General features: G+C 56.7%; 22 protein-coding genes and 1 pseudogene. 9 read left to right on the top strand and 14 right to left on the bottom strand.

Features of this window, described 5'->3' with window-relative positions; translation table 11 throughout:
• Positions 1-225 precede the first annotated feature (225 nt).
• Positions 226-681, top strand: a complete 456-nt coding sequence (locus ABJN86_RS05075; RefSeq protein ID WP_348365125.1) for a hypothetical protein — start codon at positions 226-228, stop codon at positions 679-681.
• A gap of 150 nt (positions 682-831) precedes the next feature.
• Here the strand turns inward: ABJN86_RS05075 and ABJN86_RS05070 are convergent, their stop codons facing one another.
• The 5 genes from ABJN86_RS05070 to ABJN86_RS05050 form a co-directional block, all read right to left on the bottom strand.
• Positions 832-1,833: a DNA cytosine methyltransferase gene (locus ABJN86_RS05070; protein ID WP_348365122.1), complete on the bottom strand. Its 1,002-nt coding sequence runs from the start codon at positions 1,831-1,833 to the stop codon at positions 832-834.
• 49 nt (positions 1,834-1,882) lie between these two features.
• A complete protein-coding gene (locus ABJN86_RS05065) occupies positions 1,883-2,743 on the bottom strand; it encodes a hypothetical protein (protein ID WP_348365120.1) in 861 nt (286 codons plus the stop codon).
• Positions 2,744-2,745: 2 nt separating this feature from the next.
• Complete coding sequence (carB, locus tag ABJN86_RS05060; RefSeq protein WP_348365117.1) at positions 2,746-6,057, bottom strand: carbamoyl-phosphate synthase large subunit; 3,312 nt, start codon at positions 6,055-6,057, stop codon at positions 2,746-2,748.
• Between the two features lie 138 nt (positions 6,058-6,195).
• Positions 6,196-7,416, bottom strand: coding sequence for a glycosyltransferase family 87 protein (locus ABJN86_RS05055; RefSeq protein ID WP_348365115.1), 1,221 nt, complete (start codon positions 7,414-7,416; stop codon positions 6,196-6,198).
• Between the two features lie 124 nt (positions 7,417-7,540).
• Positions 7,541-8,794: a cyclopropane-fatty-acyl-phospholipid synthase family protein gene (locus tag ABJN86_RS05050; protein ID WP_348365112.1), complete on the bottom strand. Its 1,254-nt coding sequence runs from the start codon at positions 8,792-8,794 to the stop codon at positions 7,541-7,543.
• Between the two features lie 203 nt (positions 8,795-8,997).
• Here ABJN86_RS05050 and aspS point away from each other — a divergent pair, with 203 nt between their 5' ends.
• The 3 genes from aspS (at position 8,998) to ABJN86_RS05035 (ending at position 13,485) form a co-directional block, all read left to right on the top strand.
• Complete coding sequence (aspS, locus tag ABJN86_RS05045) at positions 8,998-10,773, top strand: aspartate--tRNA ligase (RefSeq protein ID WP_348365109.1); 1,776 nt, start codon at positions 8,998-9,000, stop codon at positions 10,771-10,773.
• A 103-nt stretch (positions 10,774-10,876) separates the two neighbouring features.
• On the top strand, positions 10,877-12,253 hold the full coding sequence (locus ABJN86_RS05040; protein ID WP_348365107.1) for a DUF1800 domain-containing protein: 1,377 nt from the start codon (positions 10,877-10,879) through the stop codon (positions 12,251-12,253).
• A gap of 2 nt (positions 12,254-12,255) precedes the next feature.
• Entirely contained in the window at positions 12,256-13,485 is a 1,230-nt protein-coding gene (locus ABJN86_RS05035; RefSeq protein ID WP_348365104.1) for a DUF1501 domain-containing protein, read from the top strand.
• A gap of 7 nt (positions 13,486-13,492) precedes the next feature.
• Here the strand turns inward: ABJN86_RS05035 and ABJN86_RS05030 are convergent, their stop codons facing one another.
• Entirely contained in the window at positions 13,493-13,681 is a 189-nt protein-coding gene (locus tag ABJN86_RS05030) for a hypothetical protein (RefSeq protein ID WP_348365101.1), read from the bottom strand.
• 212 nt (positions 13,682-13,893) lie between these two features.
• Here ABJN86_RS05030 and ABJN86_RS05025 point away from each other — a divergent pair, with 212 nt between their 5' ends.
• Complete coding sequence (locus ABJN86_RS05025; RefSeq protein WP_348365098.1) at positions 13,894-14,607, top strand: GNAT family protein; 714 nt, start codon at positions 13,894-13,896, stop codon at positions 14,605-14,607.
• Here the strand turns inward: ABJN86_RS05025 and ABJN86_RS05020 are convergent.
• A complete protein-coding gene (locus ABJN86_RS05020) occupies positions 14,604-15,326 on the bottom strand; it encodes a response regulator (protein WP_348365095.1) in 723 nt (240 codons plus the stop codon). The two genes, ABJN86_RS05025 and ABJN86_RS05020, sit on opposite strands and share 4 nt — an antisense overlap.
• A gap of 169 nt (positions 15,327-15,495) precedes the next feature.
• Between ABJN86_RS05020 and mce the strand changes: the two genes are divergently transcribed.
• A complete protein-coding gene (gene mce / locus ABJN86_RS05015) occupies positions 15,496-15,900 on the top strand; it encodes a methylmalonyl-CoA epimerase (protein WP_348365092.1) in 405 nt (134 codons plus the stop codon).
• Positions 15,900-16,175, top strand: coding sequence for a DUF1467 family protein (locus tag ABJN86_RS05010; RefSeq protein WP_348365089.1), 276 nt, complete (start codon positions 15,900-15,902; stop codon positions 16,173-16,175). Before mce ends, ABJN86_RS05010 begins: the two co-directional genes overlap by 1 nt.
• On the opposite strand, the gene ABJN86_RS05005 is transcribed toward ABJN86_RS05010, so the two are convergent.
• From ABJN86_RS05005 to topA, 4 genes and pseudogenes are all read right to left on the bottom strand, one after another.
• Positions 16,172-16,867 (bottom strand): EI24 domain-containing protein, encoded by a 696-nt coding sequence (locus tag ABJN86_RS05005; protein ID WP_348365087.1) that lies wholly within the window; start codon positions 16,865-16,867, stop codon positions 16,172-16,174. The genes ABJN86_RS05010 and ABJN86_RS05005 overlap by 4 nt on opposite strands.
• Complete coding sequence (locus ABJN86_RS05000; RefSeq protein ID WP_348365085.1) at positions 16,864-17,442, bottom strand: nitroreductase; 579 nt, start codon at positions 17,440-17,442, stop codon at positions 16,864-16,866. Before ABJN86_RS05000 ends, ABJN86_RS05005 begins: the two co-directional genes overlap by 4 nt.
• Before the next feature lie 72 nt (positions 17,443-17,514).
• A pseudogene (locus tag ABJN86_RS04995) lies at positions 17,515-18,717 on the bottom strand (glycerophosphodiester phosphodiesterase family protein).
• Between the two features lie 191 nt (positions 18,718-18,908).
• Positions 18,909-21,527: a type I DNA topoisomerase gene (gene topA / locus ABJN86_RS04990; RefSeq protein WP_348365082.1), complete on the bottom strand. Its 2,619-nt coding sequence runs from the start codon at positions 21,525-21,527 to the stop codon at positions 18,909-18,911.
• Between the two features lie 208 nt (positions 21,528-21,735).
• Between topA and ABJN86_RS04985 the strand changes: the two genes are divergently transcribed.
• Entirely contained in the window at positions 21,736-22,551 is an 816-nt protein-coding gene (locus ABJN86_RS04985; RefSeq protein WP_348365079.1) for an alpha/beta fold hydrolase, read from the top strand.
• Here ABJN86_RS04985 and ABJN86_RS04980 read toward each other — a convergent pair whose 3' ends face one another.
• The 3 genes from ABJN86_RS04980 to ABJN86_RS04970 are packed head-to-tail and all read right to left on the bottom strand — an operon-like array spanning position 22,552 to position 24,370.
• Positions 22,552-23,625, bottom strand: a complete 1,074-nt coding sequence (locus ABJN86_RS04980) for a 5-(carboxyamino)imidazole ribonucleotide synthase (RefSeq protein WP_348365077.1) — start codon at positions 23,623-23,625, stop codon at positions 22,552-22,554.
• On the bottom strand, positions 23,618-24,112 hold the full coding sequence (purE, locus tag ABJN86_RS04975) for a 5-(carboxyamino)imidazole ribonucleotide mutase (protein ID WP_348365075.1): 495 nt from the start codon (positions 24,110-24,112) through the stop codon (positions 23,618-23,620). Before purE ends, ABJN86_RS04980 begins: the two co-directional genes overlap by 8 nt.
• A 57-nt stretch (positions 24,113-24,169) precedes the next feature.
• A complete protein-coding gene (locus ABJN86_RS04970; protein WP_348365484.1) occupies positions 24,170-24,370 on the bottom strand; it encodes a DUF465 domain-containing protein in 201 nt (66 codons plus the stop codon).
• Between the two features lie 190 nt (positions 24,371-24,560).
• Here ABJN86_RS04970 and ABJN86_RS04965 point away from each other — a divergent pair, with 190 nt between their 5' ends.
• The gene (locus ABJN86_RS04965; protein ID WP_348365073.1) at positions 24,561-24,971 is read left to right on the top strand and encodes an Hsp20 family protein; all 411 of its coding nucleotides are present in this window, start codon (positions 24,561-24,563) and stop codon (positions 24,969-24,971) included.
• Position 24,972 lies beyond the last annotated feature (1 nt).

Genomic DNA, 24,972 nt, shown 5'->3' with positions numbered 1-24,972 from the left:
GGTGAGGAGCGCGCTAGGGAAAGCGACCAAAGCACGCGCTGATTACCCGGCAGCGCACACTTCGACGCCCCTCACCTAAAAGGGTGTGTTCAGCACAACACGCCCCCCGTTGCCCCCATACCCTAGGGGCCACTAAGACATAGCTTGAGGGAAAACAATTGCGCAGGGGAAAGGCTTTAGGCTATTCCCCCAAAAGGCCAGAATCGCCTGAGGGAAGACACGACTATGACGAAAATGAACCGTTACCTGAAGAAACACACCGAAGCCTTGGTTAAGGATGTGGGTGTTGAAGTGGCCTGTGAGCTGACCGGTCGTTCTAAGGCCACGTTGGGGCGGTACTATTCGGAATCCGATGAGCACGCGGACCGTTATATGCCACTGGACGCGGTTGCGGCCCTTGAGGCTAAGGCAAGCTTTCCGCATGTCACCCAAGCGCTGGCCGAGGTTAATGGCAATGCGTTGGACGTTGATACGGGCCGCAAGAGCAATGAAACGGGGTCGGTGAACAGCAATGTCGTGGCGCTGGCGCAGCGGTTTGCGATGCTGATGTCGGAGTATAACCAGTCGATATCTGACGGGATCATCACGGTGACCGAGGCGAAACGGATGCTATCCGAGACGCTGGAGCTACAAAAAGTTCTGGTCGAGATGAAGCTGCATCTGGAAGACGAAACCATTTAAAACACCACCAAAACCAAGGTCTGCCGCGCGTCGGCAAACCGTCGGCAATGTGTATGGCACTTTTCGAGGCCAGCAAACTAGCGGTTTGGGTCGTCTCTTGAGGGCGGTCTACTAGTCTAGTCGTTGAGGTCTAGATGGGCATGCTAGGAGTTATTCTGCAGCCAAGAGGGGGTTTCTTGCCTGTGAAGTTGAATTCAAACCCTTCAATATTTCGCCAAATATCGCTCTTACGAGCGGAACGGCTACTGCATTTCCGAATTGCTTATAAGCCACGGATTTTGAGGGGTGGCAGGCAAAGGACTCTGGAAACCCTTGTAGTTGGCGGCACTCATTTGGGGTGAGCATGCGGGGGTTTTTACCGAGTTGAGGAATCAAACACTCCTTGCCGTCTTTGTAGTAGCGGGCAACAATAGTATTAGAAGGCTTCGAAAGGTCGGCCTCTAATGCAGAGAACCCTACTCCTCTTTCTTTGTTGTGCTTTGTACGTCTTTGGTGACCAGCCCACATGCGATCACTTAAAGTGAAACTATCTGGCACGTTGTCATCAAGGATTGAACTTAGTGGTAGCTCAGGGCCTGTCAGCTCTGGGAATGAAAACGGCGTTTTTTTATTTTTGAAGGCTACAATGAAACAGCGTCTTCGTTTTTGGGGAACTAATGTCGCTGAGCTCAGTACTTTGGCGTGAAAGCTATATCCAAGATCATTTTCAATGACGGCCTTGATCGTTTCAAATGTCTTCTTTTTGTTGTGGGTCATTAAGTTGGCCACGTTTTCTAAGAATAAGACGTCTGGTTGCTTAACCTTTGCTATCCGTGCGATGTCGAAAAATAGCGTTCCTTGAGTTTCGTCCATAAAGCCATGTTTGCGACCTAAAGAATTTCTAGATGAAACCCCAGCTAAGCTAAATGGCTGGCAGGGAAACCCGCCTGTTAGAATGCGATGGTTTGGGATGAGCTGGTCTAGTTTTTCATCGGAAATACCCGTTCCAGTGAAGTCACGGATGTCTCCCGCAGGTTCATCGCCAAAGTTGCGTTTGTAGGTGTCGCGGGCCTTTGGATCAATTTCGCTAGAGAACACACAATTCCCCTGATGCTCTTCAAGAGCATAGCGAAAGCCTCCAATTCCGGCAAAGAGATCGATGAACGTTGTCATCTTGATATAGTAGCCTTGATCCTCAAACGTCACAACACTTTGTGGGGGGCTAGAGCTTCAGATATATGTTGCGAATGTCATCGAGTACTAGCCCAATACCATGAACAAAGTCTTTTCGGTGCTCGAAAAGCTGCTCGACTACGGGCTCAACTTCGCTAATGACACCACTGTGAACGAGGCGATGCACCGTCGGGTTGAGAACGCAAATATTGCTTTCTACATCTAGTGAAGAAGCGAAACTTCCCTGCAAACCCATCGGGATAAAGTGGTGCGCCTCTACATATGGCTTGGCGGTGACACGCGATGTAAACGATGGGTATTCGGGGTAGACTTCGCAACAGAATCCCGAGTTTCGGATAGCGTCGCGTGCAACCTTAGCAGACCGTGCGAAATGCTGCCCACTTCTTAGAACGAGATCGGGTACTGCTCGAGCAGTGCCGCTTTGATCATTTAATACTTGTTGGAAGTCTGCTGAAGCATCGTCGTCAAGTAGGTTCTCTTCAGCGTTATCAGTGCCTTCTAGGAAGCGGCCACGCCAAACGGTTTGTGACATTTGACCAAGCCACATCTCGCTATTTCTTACGAAGAGGTACCACACTGCCCCTTCGCGGGGTTTAAACACGCCTTTTCGAAGGTAGAGTCGTAACTCGTCTTTACCAGGTTTTGGAAACACTAGGTTGAGTTCGACGCTTTCGCCGCTTGGATGTATTTTGAACGGTTTTGATGCGGCATCAGGGTTGCTTTTAACATTTCCCCGATGAATTTGATCATAATCAAAGTAATCGAATAGCAATAGGGCTTCATAATCTGTGGCGGTAATCTGAGAGTCGTAAATTTCTCGCTCGGTCGCCTCTGAGTATGCACCCGATGAGGCGTTGAAATAGTCTAGTTGTCGCTGATCAAATTGCATGCCTACCCCTGCAACGCCAGCACCCCAATTTCACCCTCAACCCGTGCCTTCATGGCCAGCGCACATGCGTGGGCTGCAGCGGCGGTCGTGAAGTAGGGGATTTTATCGTAGAGGGCGATGGAGCGGATGTCTCGGCTGTCTTCTACCGCCTGCGCGCCCTCGGTGGTGTTGAGGACCAGCGACACGAGACCGTCTTTCATTTGATCGACGATGTTCGGACGGCCCTCATAGACCTTGTTGACCGTCTCGCACTCGACGCCTTGATCATTCAGCCAAGCAGCCGTGCCGCGTGTGGCGACAAGGGCGTGGCCGAGGCCTGAAAGCGCTGTTGCGGCCTCCAGCATTGCGGGGGTCTTGTCCTCGTTGCGGATGGAGATGAACACCTTGCCTTTGCCGTCCAGCGGCAGCTCGGTGCCTGCACCCATTTGCGCCTTGAGGAAGGCCATGTGGAAATTCTTGTCGGAGCCCATGACCTCACCCGTGGAGCGCATTTCTGGCCCGAGGATCGTATCAACGCCAGGGAAGCGGGCGAAGGGCAACACGGCCTCTTTGACCGCATAAGTGTCGATGATCGGGTCGATCAGGTCGAAGTCGCCCAGCTTGGCACCCGCCATAACTTGCGCCGCGATGGACGCGATGGGGGAGCCGATGGCCTTGGCCACGAACGGCACGGTGCGCGAGGCGCGAGGGTTGACCTCGATCAAGTAGATCACTTCGCCCTTGATGGCGAATTGGACGTTCATCAAGCCGACCACGTTGAGAGCGAGGGCAAGGGCCTTCGTCTGGTCGCGAAGCTGCTGGATGATGTCCTTGGACAGGGAATATGGGGGCAGGGAGCAGGCACTGTCACCGGAGTGCACGCCGGCCTCCTCGATGTGCTGCATGATGCCCGCGACATGGACGTTTTCGCCGTCGCACAGCGCGTCGACGTCAACCTCAACCGCACCGGACAAGTAGCTGTCCAAGAGCACAGGGCTGTCGCCGGAGACCACCACGGCCTCGGAGATGTAGCGTTCCAACTGCGCCTGATCGCGGACGATTTCCATGGCGCGACCACCCAGCACATAGGAGGGGCGGATCACCAGTGGGAAGCCGATCTCGACGGCCTTCTCGAAGGCCTCGGCGTCGGAGTGGGCCAGACCGTTGTGCGGCTGCTTGAGGCCAAGCTTTTCGACCAACTGCTGGAAGCGTTCGCGGTCCTCGGCCAGATCAATCGCGTCAGGAGAGGTGCCGAGGATCGGGATGCCCTCGTCTTGCAAAGCTTGCGCGATTTTCAGCGGGGTTTGGCCGCCGAATTGCACGATGACGCCGTGCAGGGAGCCGTTTTCCAGCTCTACGCGCAGGATTTCCATGACGTGCTCAAAGGTGAGCGGCTCGAAGTACAACCGGTCTGAGGTGTCATAGTCGGTCGACACAGTCTCGGGGTTGCAGTTGATCATGATCGTCTCGTAGCCCTGCTTGGTCAGCGCGTAGCAGGCGTGCACACAGCAGTAGTCGAATTCGATCCCTTGGCCGATGCGGTTTGGGCCACCGCCCAAGATGACGACCTTTTTGGCGTCGGATGGACGTGCCTCGCATTCGACCTCGCCCATCATTGGGCTCTCGTAGGTGGAATACATGTAGGGGGTTTGCGCCTCGAACTCGGCGGCGCAAGTGTCGATGCGTTTGAACACGGCGTTCACGCCAAGGTTCTGGCGCGCTTTGCGCACGTCGGTCTCGGCGCGGCCGGTTAGGATGGCCAAGCGAGCATCAGAGAAGCCCAGCATTTTAAGGTCGCGCAGGGCGTCCTCGGTCATGGGCAGGCCGTCCTTGCGGATTGTCGCCTCGGCTTCGATGATCTCGCGGATGCGGTCAAGGAACCATGGGTCAAACGCGGTGATTTGGTTGATCTCGTCGTTGGAGAAGCCAAAGCGCATGGCGTGGGCGATGACGCGGATACGGTCAGGTGTTTGCTTGGCCAGCTCGCGGGTCAGGGCCTTGTCGATGGCTTCCTGCGCGGCGGCGTCTTTGCCTACAAGGATGCGCGTGTCGTTTTGGTCTTTATATTCCAGCGCATCGGCGGCGGGCAGGCCGTCCACGTCCGGCTCATCAAAACCGGTCAGGCCGGTTTCCATGGAGGCCAGTGCTTTTTGAAGGGACTCGTGGATGGTCCGGCCAATGGCCATGACCTCGCCCACGGATTTCATCGCGGTGGTCAGGTAGGGCTCGGAGCCTGGGAACTTCTCGAAGGCAAAGCGTGGAATTTTGGTGACGACATAGTCGATGCTTGGCTCGAAGGAGGCAGGTGTGACGCCTGTGATGTCATTGTCCAGTTCGTCCAGCGTGAAGCCCACGGCCAGCTTGGCCGCGATTTTGGCGATCGGGAAACCGGTTGCTTTGGATGCGAGAGCGGAGGAGCGGGACACACGAGGGTTCATCTCGATAACAACCATACGGCCATCGGCTGGGTTCACGGCCCATTGCACGTTGGAGCCACCGGTTTCCACGCCAATTTCGCGCAGAACGGCGATGGAGGCGTTGCGCATCACTTGGTATTCTTTGTCGGTCAGCGTCAGGGCAGGGGCCACGGTGATGCTGTCGCCCGTGTGGACGCCCATTGGGTCGATGTTTTCAATGGCACACACAATGATGGCGTTGTCGGCGTGGTCGCGAACAACTTCCATCTCAAATTCTTTCCAGCCGAGTAGAGATTCGTCGATCAGGATTTGATTCACTGGCGACGCGTCGAGGCCGGTTTTGCAGAAGTGCTCGTAATCGTCGCGGTTATACGCCACGCCGCCGCCTGTGCCGCCCAAGGTGAACGCGGGGCGGATGATGGCTGGCAGGCCGACGTATTCGATGGCGTCCATGCATTCTTCCATCGTGTTGGCGATGGTGGCTTTGGGGTTTTCTAGGCCGAGGCGGTCCATGGCCTCGCGGAACAATTTGCGGTCCTCTGCCATCTCGATTGCGTCGCGTTTCGCGCCGATCATCTCGACGTTGAACTTGTCGAGGACGCCCATTTCTTCCAATGCTAACGAGGTGTTAAGGCCCGTTTGCCCGCCCATCGTGGGCAGCAGCGCGTCGGGGCGTTCTTTCTCGATGATCTTGGCGACAACTTCGGGCGTGATCGGCTCAATGTATGTAGCGTCGGCCATGTCGGGGTCGGTCATGATCGTGGCGGGGTTCGAGTTCACCAAGATGACGCGGTAGCCTTCTTCGCGAAGCGCCTTACAGGCTTGCGCGCCAGAGTAATCGAATTCGCAGGCCTGCCCAATAACGATGGGGCCTGCGCCGATGATCATGATGGATTTGATATCGGTTCTTTTTGGCATGTTCCGGACCCCAAGTTGCGCAAATTATCGTGGGTTTAAGGAGTCCACCAAGTGGGCGCAAGGGCATGTGAGGAAGGGATTTGAGATTCTTTTAGCTAGGACCAAGGTGGCGTGATGAATTCGATCAGTTCGACCAGATCAATCACCGGATTTAGGGCGCGCCGTTAAAACAGCTGCGGCCAAAGCGACCAAAGAGCTAAGGCCTGCGAAGAACAGCATGTGCGGACGCGGCATCTCGTCCCCAATCACCAGTGCGACCGCGATGGAACTTGCCACGACCAGATAGGCCAAACCCATCTTGGGCAGAACGCGATCGCTGGCAAATACCAGTGGTGCGAAGGCCAAGGTAGATAGGAAGTGATAGGACCAACTCATCGGGCTAAAGAAAGACACAGCCAAAAGCAGCAAAGGCCAGACACAGGCATATAGCGTATCGGTGGAGGCGCGCGCCGCTGAGACGACCGCAGTGAGCAGTGCCAATATGAGGGCGATCTTATTGACCAGTGAAAGGCCCGACGGCGTGGTGCTGGTGAATGTGTCTGAGGCGGCAAATACGTTTTGCGTGAATGCCGTCATCAACGCCGTGAAGTTATAGGATAGAGGGGTCACCAAAACCGACCCCGAGATCACGCCGATTTGGGCCAAGAATGTTTGGTGTAATGGCCATCCCGCCAACCCTACGGATGCGATGATCGCTAAAACGCCGAAACCAATAAAGCTGGCCACCGAACGCCAATCTTTTCGAGCAAGCCAAATCACGACCAACAGCATTGGGTAGACTTTGATGGAGGCCGCGAGCGCTAGGCAGCCACCAGCGGTTATTGGCGCATCTGCGCGAGACCGCTCGATTGCGAGCAGAATAAGAAACGTGGTCAGGATTTGGGGCTGGCCCTGTGCCAAGGCGACATAGCCGAAGGTGGTCGTGGCCATCGTGAGAAAGCCGACGCTGAGCCAGAGCGTCAAAGGCACGGCGCTGCGCGTGATACGCCAAGCCAGCCAAGAGCACCCCATCAACAAGGCAGAGTTGATCACGGGCAGTCCGATGGACACTTTCGAAAGGCTGATAAGCGGGGCAACCCAAGATGCGATGACCGCCCACAAAGGGGGGTAGATGAACGGGTAGAGCATAGTGGTCTCGTCCACGCCCTTGGCCGTTGCCAACTCCCGCCAGCTGTCCGGATAAGACAGGTCGAAAACCGGTATCAAAGCTGGATAGACCTGATCCGGCATTCCGTTCGCGAGGCTAAGCCCTGCCAGATAAACCGCCAGAAAGTCTGAATTCGCCGCGCCTTGGAAATACAAAGTCATTGCCGCGAGAAACACGAGGCACAGCAAGGCAGGCTTAAAATGTGAACTCATGCGAATGCCCTTAAGGGAGTACTGTCAACGTCGTAGAATGAGGGGCTAGATACTACGATTGCTATCCGCCCTCAAACGCTGAGTGTTTTGAGGGCGAAAGAGTGGGGCAAGTGTTGCGGTGCTGCTATTTCCTCGGCTTGAAGCCTTCGGGGAAGGAGGTATGCGGCTGTGGCGCCCCGTCGACATAAAGGTAATCACGGGTGATCGGCACCGTGGTTTGATGCTTGTGAAGCTGCACATGGTATAGAACATGGGGCATGTCGGAGAGGCTCAACTCTGACGCGATAAGGTAGTAACGCCACATGCGGATGAAACGTTCGTCGTAGCCGAGCGCACGGGTCTCTTCCAAGTTGTCCTCGAACCGGATCAGCCATTCATAAAGAGTGCGGTCGTAATGCGTGCGCCAAACCTCGATATCTGCCACCTCCAGAGAGGTTTTTTCTACAACGCTGGCGACCTCGGACAATGACGGGGTGTAGCCACCTGGAAAAATATACTTTTGGAACCAGGGCGACAGGTTGCCCGGAGGGCCGCTGCGCCCGATGAAGTGGATGAGAGCCACGCCATCTTCCTTAAGGTTTTTCTCCACTTGGTGAAAATAAGTTGGATATTGTGGCTGGCCCACATGTTCCAGCATTCCAACGGAAACAATCCGGTCGAATTCCTCGGTATTGTCTCTGTAATCTTGCAGGCGGAACTCAACCAAATCGGCGACACCGGCCTCTTCGGCGCGCAATGTCGCGGCTTTTCGCTGTTCGCTGGACAAGGTTAGCCCCACAACATGAACGCCGTAATCCTTCGCCAAGGTGATCGCCAAACCGCCCCAACCGGAGCCGATATCGAGCACTTTCATACCGGGCTTAAGCAGCAACTTGCCCGCAATATGGGCTTTCTTGGCCTCTTGGGCTTGCTCTAACGTGTATGCGGAATCCTTGAAGTAGGCGCAGGTGTATTGCTTGTCGTCATCTAGGAAGAGGTAGTAAAATGGCGTTGATATATCGTAGTGATGCTCGGCATTTTTCTTAGCGACTGAATGGGGAATCCATTGGTCCCATTTGCGCTTTGCTATTCTCAAATTTCTTGCAAGTGTTTGATGCCAAGGAAGATTTCCGCCTTGGAAATTGCGAACCACGAGGGTCAGAAGCCCGCGAACGTCATCATTATCTATTGTGAGGGTCTCATTCATGTAGGCCTCACCCATGGCGAGCTCGGGATTTCTGATCAACTTGCTTGGCAGGGTGTCATCCGTCAGGTGGACTGTGACCTGAGGAGTGGTACCATTCCCAACCGTGAATTGAGTACCAGAGTTAAGATGGACTGTTAACGTGCCGTCCTTAATGAGCTGCTTGAGCAATGTGCCAAGTAGACTTTCCCACATAGAATTCGATTTCCCGTATTTTGAGTATTTTGAGTGTTTTGCCGAGTGCGGTCGGGGTATATGCGCAGGTAGAGGGCCGGAAAACCAAACAGTTGTCAAATAATTCGCTCAACGCGCAGAATTGAGCCCCGCTTGCTTGACTTTGCTGCCGTGGGCATGTGTATCGGGCCGAAACAGATTTACGCCAAAGAGGGCCCCATATCATGCATGCTTACCGTAGCAATACCTGTGCAGACCTGACCGCCGCCAACGTAGGCGATAATGTTCGCCTTTCTGGTTGGGTGCACCGCGTCCGAGATCACGGCGGCATCCTCTTTATCGATCTTCGCGATCATTACGGCGTGACGCAAGTTTTGGCCGACCCTGACAGCCCCGTTTTCAAGGACGTCGAGAAAGTCCGTTCCGAATGGTGTATCCGCATTGACGGCAACGTCATGGCGCGCGCGCCTGAGTTGGTTAACTCCAAGCTGCCAACCGGCGAAGTTGAAGTGTTTATCCGCGACATCGAAGTTCTGGGTGCCTCTGACGAGTTGCCTTTGATGGTGTTTGGCGATCAGGAATACCCTGAGGAAACCCGCCTGAAGTACCGCTTCTTGGACCTGCGCCGCGAGAAGTTGCAGCGCAACATGATCCTGCGTTCCGACGTGGTATCGTCCATGCGCCAGCGCATGTGGGACATGAAGTTCAAAGAATTCCAGACGCCTATTATCACTGCCTCCAGCCCTGAAGGTGCGCGCGACTTCCTTGTGCCGTCGCGCCTGCATCCGGGCAAGTTCTACGCGCTGCCACAAGCCCCGCAGCAGTTTAAGCAGTTGTTGATGGTGTCGGGCTTCGACAAATACTTCCAAATCGCACCGTGCTTCCGCGATGAAGATCCGCGCGCAGACCGCTCGCCCACCGACTTCTACCAGCTCGACCTTGAGATGAGCTTTGTGGAGCAAGAGGACGTGTTCAACACGATCCAGCCCGTTTTACAGGGCGTGTTTGAAGAGTTCGGCGGCGGTCGCAAAGTGGACAGCGAGTGGGAGCAGATTTCCTACAAGGACGCGGCCCTTTGGTACGGCACCGACAAGCCTGACCTGCGCAACCCGATCAAAATGCAGGTTGTGTCCGAGCACTTTAAGGACTCCGGCTTTGCGATCTTCGCGAAAATCCTTGAGCAAGACGGCACCGAGATCCGCGCCATTCCTGCGCCAAAAGGCGGATCGCGTAAATTTTGTGACCGCATGAACGCTTTTGCACAAAAAGAAGGCTTGCCTGGTATGGGCTATATCTTCTGGCGTGATCAGGGTGAGGGCATGGAAGCGGCCGGCCCGTTGGCCAAAAATATCGGACCAGAGCGCACGGAAGCCATCCGCCAGCAATTGGGTCTGGAAGTCGGCGACGCGGCATTCTTCTTGGGTGGCAAGCCGTCATCCTTTGAAGCTGTTGCAGGCCGCGCACGCGTGGAGATCGGCAATGAGCTGAAGCTGACCGATTTGGACCGCTTTGCCTTCGCATGGATCGTGGACTTCCCGATGTATGAGGCGCACGAGGAAACCGGCAAGATCGACTTCTCGCACAACCCGTTCTCGATGCCGCAAGGTGGGATGGAAGCACTGCAAGGCGACCCGCTGGACGTGCTGGGCTACCAATACGACTTGGCCTGTAACGGCTACGAGCTGATTTCGGGCGCGATCCGGAACCACCGCCCAGAGATCATGTTCAAAGCGTTTGAGCTGGCAGGCTACGGCGAAGACGAGGTGCGCAAGCGGTTCGGCGGCATGGTGAACGCGTTCAAATACGGCGCCCCACCCCACGGTGGTTGTGCGGCAGGCATCGACCGCATCGTGATGTTGCTGGCGGATGAGGCCAACATTCGCGAAGTGATCCTGTTCCCGATGAACCAACGTGCCGAAGACTTGATGATGGACGCGCCGAACGAGCCTATGGCCGATCAGCTGATGGAATTGGGCCTGCGGGTTATCCCGCAAGACTAAAGCGATATGTTGCCATGAGGGGCGGCGCTCAATCATTTTTCAACGGATTTGCGTCCAAGGTGCGCTAGAGTAGCGTAGCCCAAGTTGAGGAAAGAGCCGCCCCATGGCGTTTACACCAGACATTGCCGCCATTCGCTTTGGCGAAGGGCTATCGCCAAGCATAGAGCCTGCCGGCTCTGTGCGTGATGTGATGGCGCAATTGCGCGGGGCGGATGTTGCCGCGCAGAATTTCCCGATACGGCCTTACTCGGACCTATATGGCGAATTTGGCGAGGTTAGCCGCCTGCAAAAGTTGGCGCGGCGGGGGCGCAATAGCGCTGACGAAGAAAAGCTTGCCAATGAGTTTCGACAGGCGCGGCGCGAGTTGAACCTGCGCTTGCAAGATGCTTTTGCGCCGTTGGTGTCGCGCTCCGTCACGACCACACAGCCGTTTCGCGAACGCCTGACGCGGTTTTGGGCGGATCACTTCACCGCCGTGGGCAAGAACAACCTGACACGAAACGCGGTGCCTTCCTACATTGAGGAAACGATCCGGTCCCATATTACGGGGCGGTTCGTCGATATGTTGAAAGCGGTGATGGTCAGCCCGATGATGCTTGGTTATCTGGATCAGAACACCTCGGTTGGGCCGAATTCACGTGGGGCCAAGGGGCGGCGGGGGTTAAACGAGAACCTCGCGCGGGAGCTTTTGGAGCTGCACACGTTGGGTGTTGACGGGGCCTATACGCAGGCGGATGTGCGCCAATTGGCGGAACTCCTGACGGGAATGGGGACTGATGTCACCAAAGGCTTCGTGTTTCGCGCGAAGGTGGCCGAACCGGGCGCGGAGACGGTGTTGGGTCAAAGTTACGGCGGCGGCGCACCGTCTGTAGATGACGTCATGGCCTTTCTTGATGATCTGGCGGCACATGACGACACGGCACAGCATATCGCACGCAAATTGGCGGTGCATTTCACGTCTGACGCGCCGGATGCGGCGATGGTTGCCGAAATGGCCGATGCTTTTCGAGCGACGGGTGGCGACTTAATGGCGGTGTATCAGGTGATGCTCGATCATCCGTTTGCATGGGCGAGCTTTGGACAAAAGGTGAAGCAACCTGTGGATTACATCTTGTCCGCTATGCGCGTTTTGGAAGTTCCAGAGATTACCCTAAAGAAACTGAACCGCAGCAAACGCGCGGCCTATGTTTTGACGCCAATGGCCGCGATGGGGCAGAAATTGTACCGCCCAAACGGCCCTGATGGCTGGCCGGAGGTCGCAGCGGCGTGGGTGACCCCGCAAGGATTGGCGGCACGCATTCAATGGGCGATGTCGGCTCCATCTGCGTTTTATCGCAGCCTGCCTGACCCAAGGGACTTTGTGGGGGCGGCGTTGGGAAGTGTCGCTGATGATCGGGTTAAGTTCGCGGCCCGCGCAGCCGAGACACGCCGCGAAGGTGTTGGGTTGATCCTTGCATCGCCTGCATTTCAAAGGAGATGACGATGGTTGATGACCTATCCCGCCGGAAATTTTTGCTGCGTGCGACGGCGCTTGGGTGCTCGGCCGCCGCAAGCCCTGTGTTGACGCCAATGACATTTGCACAAGCGCCTGGTGACAATCGATTGGTGGTTATCATTTTGCGTGGGGCGATGGATGGGTTGGACGCAGTGCGCCCCATAGGTGATCCATTGTTGAGGCGTTACCGCGCAGGCCTAGGCATGTCACGTGACAGCGGCGCGACAGATTTAGACGGTTTTTTCGCGCTGCATCCGGCGTTGGCGGAGCTGATGCCTCTTTGGAAACAAGGGGATTTGGCGGCGGCGCATGCTGTGTCTACGCCTTACCGAGACAAGCGGAGCCATTTCGACGGGCAGGATTTGTTGGAAGCCGGAACGGGACAGGACATTGACGGCGCAGGCGTGCGGGATGGCTGGTTGAACCGGTTGTTGCAGGTTATGCCGAATGCGGGCTCTGAGACGGCCTTTGCAATCGGGCGATCTGACATGAAGCTGGTTTCGGGAAAGGCGCCTGTGTCAAGCTGGTCGCCTGATGGCCGGTTGGACATGTCGCCACAAGCGCGCTTGTTATTGGAGGAAATCTACCATGATGACGCGCTGTTTCATGACACCAGTATGGATGCAATCACCATCGCGGAAAGCTTGGGCATGGCCAGTGATGACAGCTTTGGGATGTCGAGCAGGGACATGCGGGCCGCGTTGAAATCCGCACGCGAGGCGGGGGATGCCTCTGTTTTAGCAAGGTTCGCCGCACGCCGCTTGAACGAGGAATCGCGGATTGCGGCCTTCTCATTGGGGGGGTGGGATACGCACCGCGGGCAAACCCGTGGCATAACCCGTGCGCTTGGCGGGCTGAAAGACGCGGTTCTGACCTTGAAAAGTGAACTTGGACCACGTTGGGATCACACGGCTGTGGTCGCAGTGACGGAGTTTGGGCGCACCGCGCGCGAAAACGGCACGCGTGGAACCGATCATGGGACGGGTGGCGCGATGATTATGGCTGGGGGAGCAATTCGCGGTGGTCGCGTCTATGGCGATTGGCCCGGATTGGACGAGGCCGCATTATATGCGCGGCGTGACCTGATGCCGACCACGGACGTCAGATCCTACATCGCGTGGCTGATGCACGGAATGTACGGAGTTGAGGCCAGCACTTTGGAAACACTGGTGTTTCCGGGGCTGCAATTAGGGCGTGACCCAGGCCTTTTGGCCTGAGGTAGATTTAGAACGCAGGGTTTACGTCGTGATCAACCATCGTGGTCGACAATTCGCCACTTAGGTCTTCCATGCCGTTAGACACCGAGGCAGTCACTGCCAAGGCAAGGCCAACAAGCGCAGCCATAAGCATGGTCATGTCAACAACGGCAGCGCCATCTTCTGTAAGTGCGAATTTCTTTATCGTATTGAACATTTCTATTCTCCTAAACTCATCAACTGCGACCGGCTTTTTACCTCGGGCCAATCAACCTTGAATATTGTTATGCTCTTTAATCGTGGCGCTATTGCGTCTTGTTTCGGGTGACACGAAGGTCAATTTGAGAAGCATTCTTGGCCAAATCAACCTTTGCAGTGCGTGACAAGCCTGCCTAGAATCGAATGGAATGAGGACCAAAGGCTTACGGAATGACATTGACGAGTAACGACAACGACCAACTTGTGAATTGGTCACCCCGAGGACGACCTGACGCCGAAAGCCTAGAGGGGCAATATGTGAGCTTGGAGCAATTGGTGCCGGACTTACATGCGGCGGATCTGCATCGGGCAAACTCCGCCAATGACGCGATTTGGGATTACCTGCCCTACGGGCCATTCGCGTCTTCGGCGAGTTACCACCGCTGGGTGAAAGACATTACGCAGACGAATGATCCGGTGTTCTATGCGATACGCCCCAAAAGCACGGGACATTGCAGCGGTGTGGCAAGTTATTTGAGGATTGCGCCGGACGCGGGTTCAATTGAGGTGGGGCACATCAATTTCTCAGCTGAACTGCAGCGCACCCCCGCTGCAACCGAGGCGATATTTTTGATGATGCAATGGGCGTTTGATGCGGGCTACCGGCGCTTTGAGTGGAAATGTGATGCGTCGAATGTTGGATCGCGCCGTGCCGCACAACGTTTCGGGTTCAGCTATGAGGGCGTTTTCCGTCAGGCGACGGTTGTGAAAGGACGCAATCGCGACACCGCTTGGTTTGCGTGTATCGACAAAGAGTGGCCAGCCCTAAAGGAAGCCTTCGGGGCTTGGCTGGCACCGTCCAATTTTGACGCCAATGGCCAGCAGATAGAGACGTTGGGTGCACTGACAAGACTGGTGCGTGTTGCCAGTGACCCGGCGCTCTAGACCATTTCGTGAACGCTTAGTCGTTGCTGGATCAATCCACGGGTTGCGTGGATGGCGTCGCGGCGGCCTTTGCCTGTGACATGTGCTTGCGTGAGGCCCTTTGACACCTTTGAGAGTTCCGCATCATCCGCGAGGCGGGACAATCCTTGCAAGAACGGCGCGACGTAGGGCAGGGCATCAAGCCCGCTGCCGAGCAATTCGTCCAAGTGGAACAGATCCTCGTTCAACGCGATGGGGTCAGGAGAGACCGTTTCGTGATTGAGAACGCGTAAACCATTGGGGCGCATGTCTTCTGGCAGGTGGTTTAGGATTAATTGTTGAAAGTCGCAGACAGATGAGAATGGCTTGGGCAGGAATTCATGTGCCCCTGCACTCAAAGCCGCGGTGGCTTGGCCGTCACCGTCTGCCCCGCTGGTTGCTATCATGACGGGGCGCACTGTGGGGTCCTCTTGGGACAATTCCTGAATTAAATCGATCCCGGAGCCGTCAGGTAGGCCCAAATCCACAACCACCACGGAGGGGCGATAGACCTGCAAATGACGCCGTGCAGCAGTTAGGCTGTCGGCACGCCTAATACGAGCGCCGGACCTGATACACAGCAGGCGCACAGCCTCTGAAGCGAAGCGGCTATCTTCGACGACGAGCACAGTCAGGCCCAATAGGGGGCGTTGGGTCGTCGCGTGGGACGTGAAGTTTAGATGGATGGAATCGTCTGGCATAATGGCCTCCGGCAGCAAGAGGGTGAGTCGGGTTCTGTGCCTAAGCTTGCCCATGCTTGCCTAACAGAAAGTGAATAGGGCGGATTTTACACACCCTGTGCGGCTTGCGACGAGCTGTTGCGCCCTTCATAACCGCGTTGGAGCCAATGATCCTCAAGGGAGAACTCGTATGATCGGCAGATTGAATCACGTGGCCATTGCCGTGCCTGATCTGGATGCGGCCTGTGCGCAGTACAAAGACACGTTGGGTGCCAAGGTTGGCGCGCCGCAAGATGAGCCGGATCACGGCGTCACGGTTGTGTTTGTCGAGTTGCCGAACACCAAGATCGAGTTTCTATACCCTTTGGGCGACAACAGCCCCATTCAAGGGTTTCTGGACAAGAACCCATCGGGTGGCATTCACCACATCTGCTACGAGGTCGACGACATTCTTAAGGCGCGCGACCATCTGAAGGCCACCGGGGCCCGCGTGCTGGGTACGGGTGAGCCGAAGATTGGCGCGCATGGCAAGCCAGTGTTGTTCCTGCATCCGAAAGATTTTACAGGCACCTTGGTTGAGTTGGAGCAAGCATAATGGCGTTTACATCAGCTGTCGTCGTCTTCGCCGTGATTTGGTTCTTGGTGCTGTTTTGCGTCCTGCCCTTCGGCACCCCAAGCCAAAGCGAGATGGGGGAGGTGTCGCGAGGCACCCCGCGCTCGGCCCCTGCGAACCCGAGGATGAAGCGCAAGTTTGCGATCACCACCCTGATCTCGGTCGCGATCTGGGTGCCGGTGTGCTTGGCGATTGTCTATGGCTACCTCAGCGCGGACACGATGAACCTCTACAAGGTGATCGGACCTGACAGCTAAGCCGCCGTGCGCGCCAAACGGTGGTAGAGATGCGTGAAGGTGGCGACGCCTAGGATCGGGATAAACAGGTTCACCAGTGGGATCGTCAGCGGCACCGCCATAAGAATGCCGGCCATCCATAACCGGAAGCGGTGCGTCTTGCGAAACGCGCGCGCGCCCTCGGACCCCAAGCGGCGTTGCGCCACTTGAGTTGCGTATTCACGGCCAAGAAGCAGACCGTTTACGCCCCAAAAGATGAAGGGCGCCAGAGGGACGAAGATCAGGCACAGCACCAAGGCCACCATGTTGACCGCGACCATCAGGCCAAGGAACTTGGCGGTCTCGTTCATCACTTCTGCGAAGGGCAGGGGCGTGACAGGGTCCAGACCGGGGTAATGCTCGGCCTCTACCGCATCGACGACGCGGTCTAGGAACAAGCCCGTGAAAGCCGACGCAACTGGCACCATCAAGAAGACAGAGGCCCCCATCATCACCGGCACCACGGCCCATGACAGCACGTTGTCGATCCATGTGATTTCGCCGATCCATGGCAGGGAGAAGCTTTCGGGCACGATCAACCCGATGGTCCAAGCGAAGACCACGGTGAAGCCGAAGAGCAACGCCAGCGTGAGGCCGACACCCATCATCAGGACGCTTAGGAAGCGCTTGTCGCCGATTTGGCCCAAGGCCTTGAGGAAGTCGGTAAAGATCATTTGCTTACCCATGTTGTGATGGCGTTGATATCGGGGCGTGGGCGGTCCGGCGGTGTGGAGGTCTGCGTGCCGATGTGGATGAAGCCTGCGACGTATTCTGGCTCTTCTAGCTGCAAGCCTTGGCTTAGGAACGGGCGGTCAAAGGCGGTCCAACCCGTGAGCCAATTGGCACCCCAACCCGCCGCAAGAGCCGCGTTGAGCAGGGCAAGAGAAACTGCACCCGCGCTGAGTGTCTGTTCGATTTCGGGGATCTTCGCGGAGGCCTTAGGGGAGGCCACGACAGCGATCGACATCGGGGCCGTCAGGAACATGCCCGCGATCTTATCAATTTGGTCTGCATCGTGCCCAAGCTGCGCACCACGCACACGGGCCAGTTCGGAAAGGCGGCGTAGGGCGTCTTGTTCCAACACGATGAAGCGCCACGGCTCTAGCTTGCCGTGGTCAGGCGTCCGTGCTGCCGCCGTAAGCAGGGGGCGCAGGGCGTCGCGGTCCGGTGCGGGTGCTGCAAGCGTTTTATGGGGACGGGAGCGCCGCGTCAGAAGAAAATCCAACGCGGCTTGGTTTGGTGTGGTCATGAATTCGTGGCCCCTAAGTCGGCAAAACTGCTTTGCCTCTATGTCGGGCAGTAAGGGGCGAATTTCAAGGCGCTATGGCAGGTCCATGCAGCTGGCGTAGTAGCTGACAGTGGCAGGCCAGTCGGAAAACAGCCCCACAAGGCCTGCATCTTGGGCCAATGCGTCGATCACCTTAAACATATCGCCGTCTGACGTAATCAAATCGGTGATGGATGAGTAGTAATAACCACCGCCATTTTGCAACGGACCCGAGCGCTCGAGCGACCAGCCGATCAATTTCAACCCAGCCGCGCGGGCCGCGTGGGCGTAGGCGGAAGCTGCGATTTGGCCGTCAGCGCTTGTGAGCAGCATGTTGATAGAGGGGGCGAGGTAGTTCACGCCTTGTGCGTGCAAATGCTCGAAATCTTCCTGCCAAGTACTGGAGTCCTGCTCGTCAAATCCGGCTTTCCATTCCACAAGAAAGACCGCCTGCGCACCAAACTCAGGCTCGGCTTCAATCCAATAGAGCACGTCATCAAGGTTAAAGCTTTGCGCCCAAACGTCAGATGGGGGGATGCCCGCCGCCTTGTAGTCGTCGATCATCTTTTGTGCGTAGGCCTCTTGGGTCATGCCATCAAAGGGCATGTCGACCACAGGAGTTTTCAACTCTGGCGTAAATTTTGCGCCGAAGGATTTGATCAATTCGATGCTTTGGGCATGGGTGAGCAACTTACCGTCAGCTACATAAAGATCGGTGCGCCAGTTTGCCGTGGCGTTCATATAGTTGCGCGCCGTTGTGGCACTTGAATCGCCCGCATCCATCTTGCCATTTAGGGTTTGGAACTCTGACAGCGTCAGGTCTGACGTGCGACATTCTACGGCAGCGTCCTCGCCACCCTTAGCGGGGCTGAACGGGGTCGTGCATTTGCCCGCCAGATTGGTGGCCAGAATGTTTGTGGTTGTGTGCAGGTCGTTTTGGCCGTGGCGGCATACCAACTGTTTGTCAGCGGTGAAAGTCACATCGCATTCCACGACGCCAGCACCCATGCGCGAGGCGGCGGTATAGCTTTGGGCTGTGTGTTCGGGGAACTGGAGGGGGGCGCCGCGGTGACCTATGGAGAATTCAGTGCGGTGCACCGGCTATCCGGCGCAGGACAGCAACTTGTCCTTCAACGGGCCAGCGTCCATCAGGTCGACCAAGTAAAGTGGACGTGGACCAACTTGGAACGTTTCAGATGTCGCGGGGGCCGCCAGCAGCAGACTTAGAGCGGCGGTTGCTATCAGGGGTTTATACATGAAGGTAACCTTTCAGGTCAGAGAGTTTGTCTTTGCGAACAAAGCCCCTCTTGTTAGCTAGGCGACGGTGACAGTTTCATGAATTGTAAGAACATTTGCGTCATGAGCCGCGGCTGGTCGGGATTTGGCAAGAACCAACAACCCAACCAGCGTACAAAAGACAGCCAACAAAATCAGCAGTCCCTTGTTGATCATTCCTTAGCGTCCGCTTTTTTCTTCGCGGGTGCTTTCTTCTTTGCTGCGGGCTTTTTCTTAGCCGGAGCTTTCTTTTTGGCGGGCGCTTTGCGCTTTGTGCCGCCTTTGGATTGCTTCTCGACGATGAGCTGCATGGCTTGATCAAGGGTCAGGTCATCAGGGGCTACCTCTTTGGGGATGGTCGCGTTGACCTTTTCCCACTTCACGTAAGGCCCGTATTTGCCTTCCATGATCGAGATGTTGCCGCCGTCGTCAGGATGATCGCCCATATCGCGCAGGGTTTTCGCCGCTGCACCGCGACCACCGCGAGAGGCGATTTTCTCGGCCAGCAATTGCACCGCGTGGTTCATGCCCACAGTGAACACGTCCTCAAGGGTTTCCAAGTTGGCGTTGGTGCCGCCACGGTTGGATGTCGTGTCCGCGTGTTTGATGTAGGGCCCGTAGCGCCCGATGTTGGACCAGACGTTGACGCCGTCCTCTGGGTGCGGCCCGAGTAGGCGCGGCAGGGACAACAGGCGCACGGCTTGTGGCAGGTCGATGTCTTCTGGCGGCCATTCTTTCGGGATCGATTGGCGGTTCGGCTTTTTGTTTTCCTCGGTCACCTCGCCGCGCTGGGCGTATGGGCCAAAGCGGCCTTTGTGAATCCAGATGTTGTCGCCTTCGTCCTCGCCCAGAAGTTTACCTTCTGGTGGGATGGCGCTGGCTTCCAGCTCTGGGTTGGGCGGGCCGAAGGGGCGGGTGTATTTGCAATCTGGGTAGCGCGAGCAGCCGATGAAAGCCCCGCCAGAGCGCGCGGTGCGCATGGACAGGCGGCCTTCGCCACAGTTGGGGCAAAGGCGCGGGTCGGTGCCTTCTTCATTCGACGGGAAGATATGCGGTGTCAGCACATCGTTCAGCTTTTCCAGAACTTCCGTGATGGAGAGGTCCAATGCCTCGGCAATCGCCACCGAGAAGTCGCGCCAGAAGCGCTCCAGCACGGTTTTGTAATCCCGATCGCCTGCGGAGACGTCGTCGAGTTCGCCTTCAAGGGCTGCGGTGAAGTCGTATTCCACATAGCGCGAGAAGAAGTTGGACAAGAACACCGTCACCAGACGGCCTTTGTCTTCGGGGATCAGGCGGTTTTTGTCTTTGATCACATAGCTGCGGTCTTGGATCGTGGTCACGATCGACGCGTAGGTGGATGGGCGGCCGATGCCCAGCTCTTCCATGCGTTTGACCAATGTCGCCTCGGTGTAGCGGGGCGGCGGCTGGGTGAAGTGTTGCTCCGGCGTGACGGACTTCTTAGGGGCTGTCTCGCCTTGATTGATCTGGGGCAGGGACTTGTCGTCATCGTCGACGACGGCGTCATCCTTGCCTTCTTCATAGACGCGCAAGAAGCCGTCGAAGATCATCACCTGACCGGAGGCGCGCAATTCCACTTGCTTGTCGTCTGAGCCGACCAGAACCGTTGTGCGCTCCAGTTTGGCGGCGGCCATTTGCGAGGCCACGGTGCGTTTGTAGATCAGGTCGTAGAGCTTACGCTGGTCCGCGTCGATGATTGAGAGGTCTTCCACGCCTTTGGCCAGCTCCGTAGGGCGGATACATTCGTGTGCCTCTTGGGCGTTCTTGGCCTTGTTCTTATACATGCGCGGCTCGGACGGGACATATTGCGCGCCGAACTTGTCTTTGATCGCGTCGCGTGCGGCAGTGATCGCCTCGGGGGCCATGTCGATGCCGTCGGTCCGCATGTAGGTGATGTGGCCCGCTTCATAGAGGCGTTGTGCGGCGCTCATGGTTTGGCGCGCGCCCATACCGAATTTGCGGCTGGCCTCTTGCTGCAACGTCGAGGTCATGAAGGGTGCTGACGGGTTGCGCGAGCCGGGTTTGGCCTCAACGCTGGTGACTTTGAGATCGCGTGAGTTGATCGCGGCCACGGCCAATTCGGCGGCGGTGTCATTCGCGATGTCGAATTTGTCGAGCTTCTTGCCTGCAAGCGTGGTTAGGCGGGCCTCGTAGTCTTGGCCGCGCGAGTTGGACAGCATCGCTTTCACGGTCCAGTACTCTTGATTGTTGAATTTCTCGATTTCCATCTCGCGGTCAACGATCAGGCGCAGGCAAACGGATTGCACGCGGCCTGCGGATTTCGCACCGGGAAGGCGGCGCCACAAAACAGGCGAGAGCTTGAAGCCCACGAGGTAGTCAAGCGCGCGGCGCGCCAAATAAGCATCCACCAGCGGCTGGTCGACCTTGCGCGGGTTTTTCATCGCTTCGGTGACGGCGGTCTTGGTGATCGCGTTGAACACCACGCGGCTGACGGGGGTGTCTTTCTTGATCACCTTGCGCTTGCGCAGAGTTTCCTCGAGGTGCCACGAGATGGCTTCCCCTTCGCGGTCGGGGTCGGTCGCGAGGATCAGGTTGTTGTCTTCTTTCAGAGCGTCGGCGATGGCCTTGACGTGCTTTTTGGAATCGCTGCCGACTTCCCAAAGCATGTCGAAATCATTGTCCGGATCGACGGAGCCATCTTTTGGCGGCAAGTCCCGCACGTGGCCATAGGAGGCAAGCACCGTGTAGTCGGGGCCGAGATATTTGTTGATGGTCTTGGCCTTTGCGGGCGACTCGACGACAACTACGGGCATAACTGCCTCTCCTTAAACGACTACAATATTGAGCGGTTACATGTGACCGCGACATAGGACTTGTCAACAGGGGCGGCGCTCAAATGATTATACAGAAGACGGGTTTCACGCTTCATGTACGGGGAAAAACGGATTTTTGCGCTCAAATGACGCAAGGTAGACGTTGGATGATGGTGAAATTGTACGACGAAACATATAAATGATGCCCATGAAGTATTTTATATTTGCCCTTTTGATGAGCCCGACCGTTGCTGCCGCCGACTGTGTGGTGTTGCTCCACGGTTTGGCGCGTAGCAACTTTTCGCTGTCCGTGATGGACCAAACGTTACAAGCGAATGGCTACCAGACGGTAAACCCATCCTATCCATCGACGAGCGAGACCATTCGCGAGCTGTCGCATGAGACCGTTCCGGCGGCGATTGCAGAATGCGGGGACAAGGCGCCGATCCATTTCATCACCCACTCTATGGGCGGCATCTTGGTGCGCGACTGGATGTCAGAGCATGAGTTGCCCAGCTTGGGTCATGTGGTGATGCTGTCACCGCCGAACAAAGGCTCGGAGCTGGTTGACGAGCTGAGCGTGTGGGAACCCTTCGAGTGGGTTAATGGCCCCGCTGGCGCGCAATTGCACACGCGCCCCGATTCCGTGCCCAACATGCTTGGCCCTGTGGATTTTTCATTGGGGGTTATTGCAGGCACGCAAAGTCTGAACCCTGTGTATTCGCTGCTGATCCCAGGTGCGGATGACGGCAAAGTGTCGGTTGAAAGCACGAAGATTGAGGGGATGGACGACCACTTGGCGCTTCCGGTGACGCATACCTTTATGATGAATTCACCCTTGGTTGTGGCGCAAACCATGGAGTTTCTAGAGACGGGGGCGTTCGACCATGACTTGACGCTTTCAGACGTGGCCGCACAGGTGGCGGTAGTCGCGGGCGACACTGTGGCAGACGTGGCCAATGACGTAAGTGAAGCCGTGTCTGAAACGGTAGAGCAGACCTTGGGGACGTCAGAGGGTAACTGATCAGCTTTTAGGGCTGATCCGGTTGATGTGACCCATTTTGCGACCCGCTTTCGCATCGGCTTTGCCGTAGAGGTGCAATGCGACGCTAGGGTCGGCGGCGAGTTCTGGAACCTTGTCCATATCCGCCCCAATGAGGTTTTCCATCACCACATTGGAATGACGGCTTCCGTCGCCCAAAGGCCAACCCGCAACTGCGCGGATGTGCTGCTCGAACTGGTCAATGATGCAGCCGTTTTGTGTCCAGTGGCCAGAGTTATGCACGCGTGGGGCGATTTCATTGACGATCAAACCCGTCGGCGTGACGAACAGCTCCACGCCAAGCACGCCGATGTAGTCCAACGCGTTGAGGATACGGCCTGCCATCAGCACCGCGTCCATGCGCAGGGTTGCGGGGACGGTTGCGGGAACTGTGGTTGCATCAAGAATGCCGTCGCGGTGGACGTTTTGGCCGGGGTCAAAACACGCCACTTGGCCATCAGCAGCGCGGGCGCCGATGATGGAAATCTCGCAGGTAAAGTCGACAAAGCCCTCCAGAACGGCCTTGGCGCCGTCCATGGCGTTGAAGGCAGCTTCGGCGTCATCTGCGGTCTTTAGGCGGGCTTGGCCCTTGCCGTCATAGCCCAGCGTGCGGGTTTTCAGGATGGAGGGCGCGCCCACTGCGGCCACGGCTTTGTGCATCTCGTCGAGTGTCTCAACGGCAGCAAAAGGGGCAACGGTCAGGCCGAGGTCTTGCAAGAACGCTTTCTCATTCATGCGGTCTTGGCTGATGGTGAGCGCGCGGCGGTTCGGGCGCACTTCACGCAGGGTTTCCAGCAGGTCTAGGGCGGAGGCGGGGATGTTCTCAAACTCATAGGTGATGACATCGACGCTTTCGCCAAAGGCGCGCAAGGCGTCCGTGTCGTCATAAGACGCTTGGATGTGGCGGTCCGCGACATGGGAAGCGGGGCAATTGACTCCCGGCTCAAACACGCAGGTTTTGAAGCCTAAGCGAGAGGCCGCGACGGACAGCATGCGGCCCAACTGACCGCCGCCTAGAATGCCGATGGTGGCATTGTTGGGCAGGGGCTTAGACATCTTTAGGCTCCTGCGGAATGGACGCGGCCAAGTCAGAGCGCCATTTGTCCAACCGTGCGGCAAGCTCCGCGTCTTGCAGTGCCAAAATGCCCGCGGCCATCAGGCCCGCGTTTGCAGCCCCTGCCGCGCCAATAGCCATGGTGGCAACCGGAAAACCGCGCGGCATTTGCAGGATTGAATATAGGCTGTCGACGCCGGACAGGGCCTTGGTTTGCACGGGCACGCCAATGACAGGCACGCGGGTTTTGGAGGCCATCATGCCGGGCAAATGCGCGGCGCCACCGGCCCCTGCGATAATCACCTGAAGCCCGCGATCCACGGCGGTTTTGCCGTATTCCCACAAACGATCAGGCGTGCGGTGCGCAGATACGATCTTGGCTTCATAAGGGATTTCGAGCGCGTCCAGCATGTCGGCGGCTTCCTTCATAGTGGGCCAGTCGGACTGGCTGCCCATGATAATACCTACGGGGACAGATGCATTTGTCATAATGGGGCCGCTTTCAGGATGCCAAATAGAAGCCGCCCTTATAGCGACTGGGGCGGGTCACGCAATAATATCTGGGGTCAGCTGGTCCTCTAGCACCGCGATGCGGTCCTTTAGGGACAGCTTTTGCTTTTTGAGGCGGCGCAATGTCAGCTGATCAGGGGCCGTTTTTTCTTGAAGCGCGGTGATCGCGTCATCAAGATCTCGGTGTTCGCGCTTGAGAACCTCAAGCTTTACGCGAAGCACATCGTTCTTGGACATGTTTTCGGATGATTTCACGGGAGTTGCGCTCTTTCCTTCAAGTAGGGGCAATGTGGGCTTGTGGGGGGCATCTGTCTAGTGATTCACCGACGTTGCACTTGATTCATTGTCAATCAGTCCCCATTTTCTAGTCATGGCTGCCTTCGGGGGCCTGATTTCGCAAAGTCGCTTACTCATCTAGGACTGTGCCATGACAAAGCTTACCTTGGGGTCACACCCTTTTTTACTGGGGTTCGACCAGCTTGAACGGCTGGTGGAACGCACCGCCAAATCCGAGAATGGCTACCCGCCGTTCAACATCGAGCAATCTGCCGACAATTCGTTTCGCATTACGCTGGCTGTTGCGGGTTTTGGGGATGATGATCTGTCGATCACCGTTGAAGACCGCCAACTGATCGTGCGTGGTAAGCAAGCCGACCCTGAGGATGACCGGATATTCCTGCACCGCGGAATTGCGGCACGGCAGTTCCAAAAAGCCTTCGTGCTTGCGGACGGGGTCGAAGTGGCTGGTGCCGCAACCGAGAATGGATTGCTGCATGTGGACCTGAAGCGGGCGGTCCCAGAGACCATCGTTCAAACTATTAAGATCAACAAAGGATAAG

Source organism: Litoreibacter sp. (assembly GCF_039974535.1).
In the GTDB taxonomy this organism is placed as follows: Bacteria; Pseudomonadota; Alphaproteobacteria; order Rhodobacterales; family Rhodobacteraceae; genus Litoreibacter.
The sequence above is the reverse complement of the archived record's forward strand: the minus strand, read 5'-3'. Positions and strand labels throughout refer to the sequence as shown.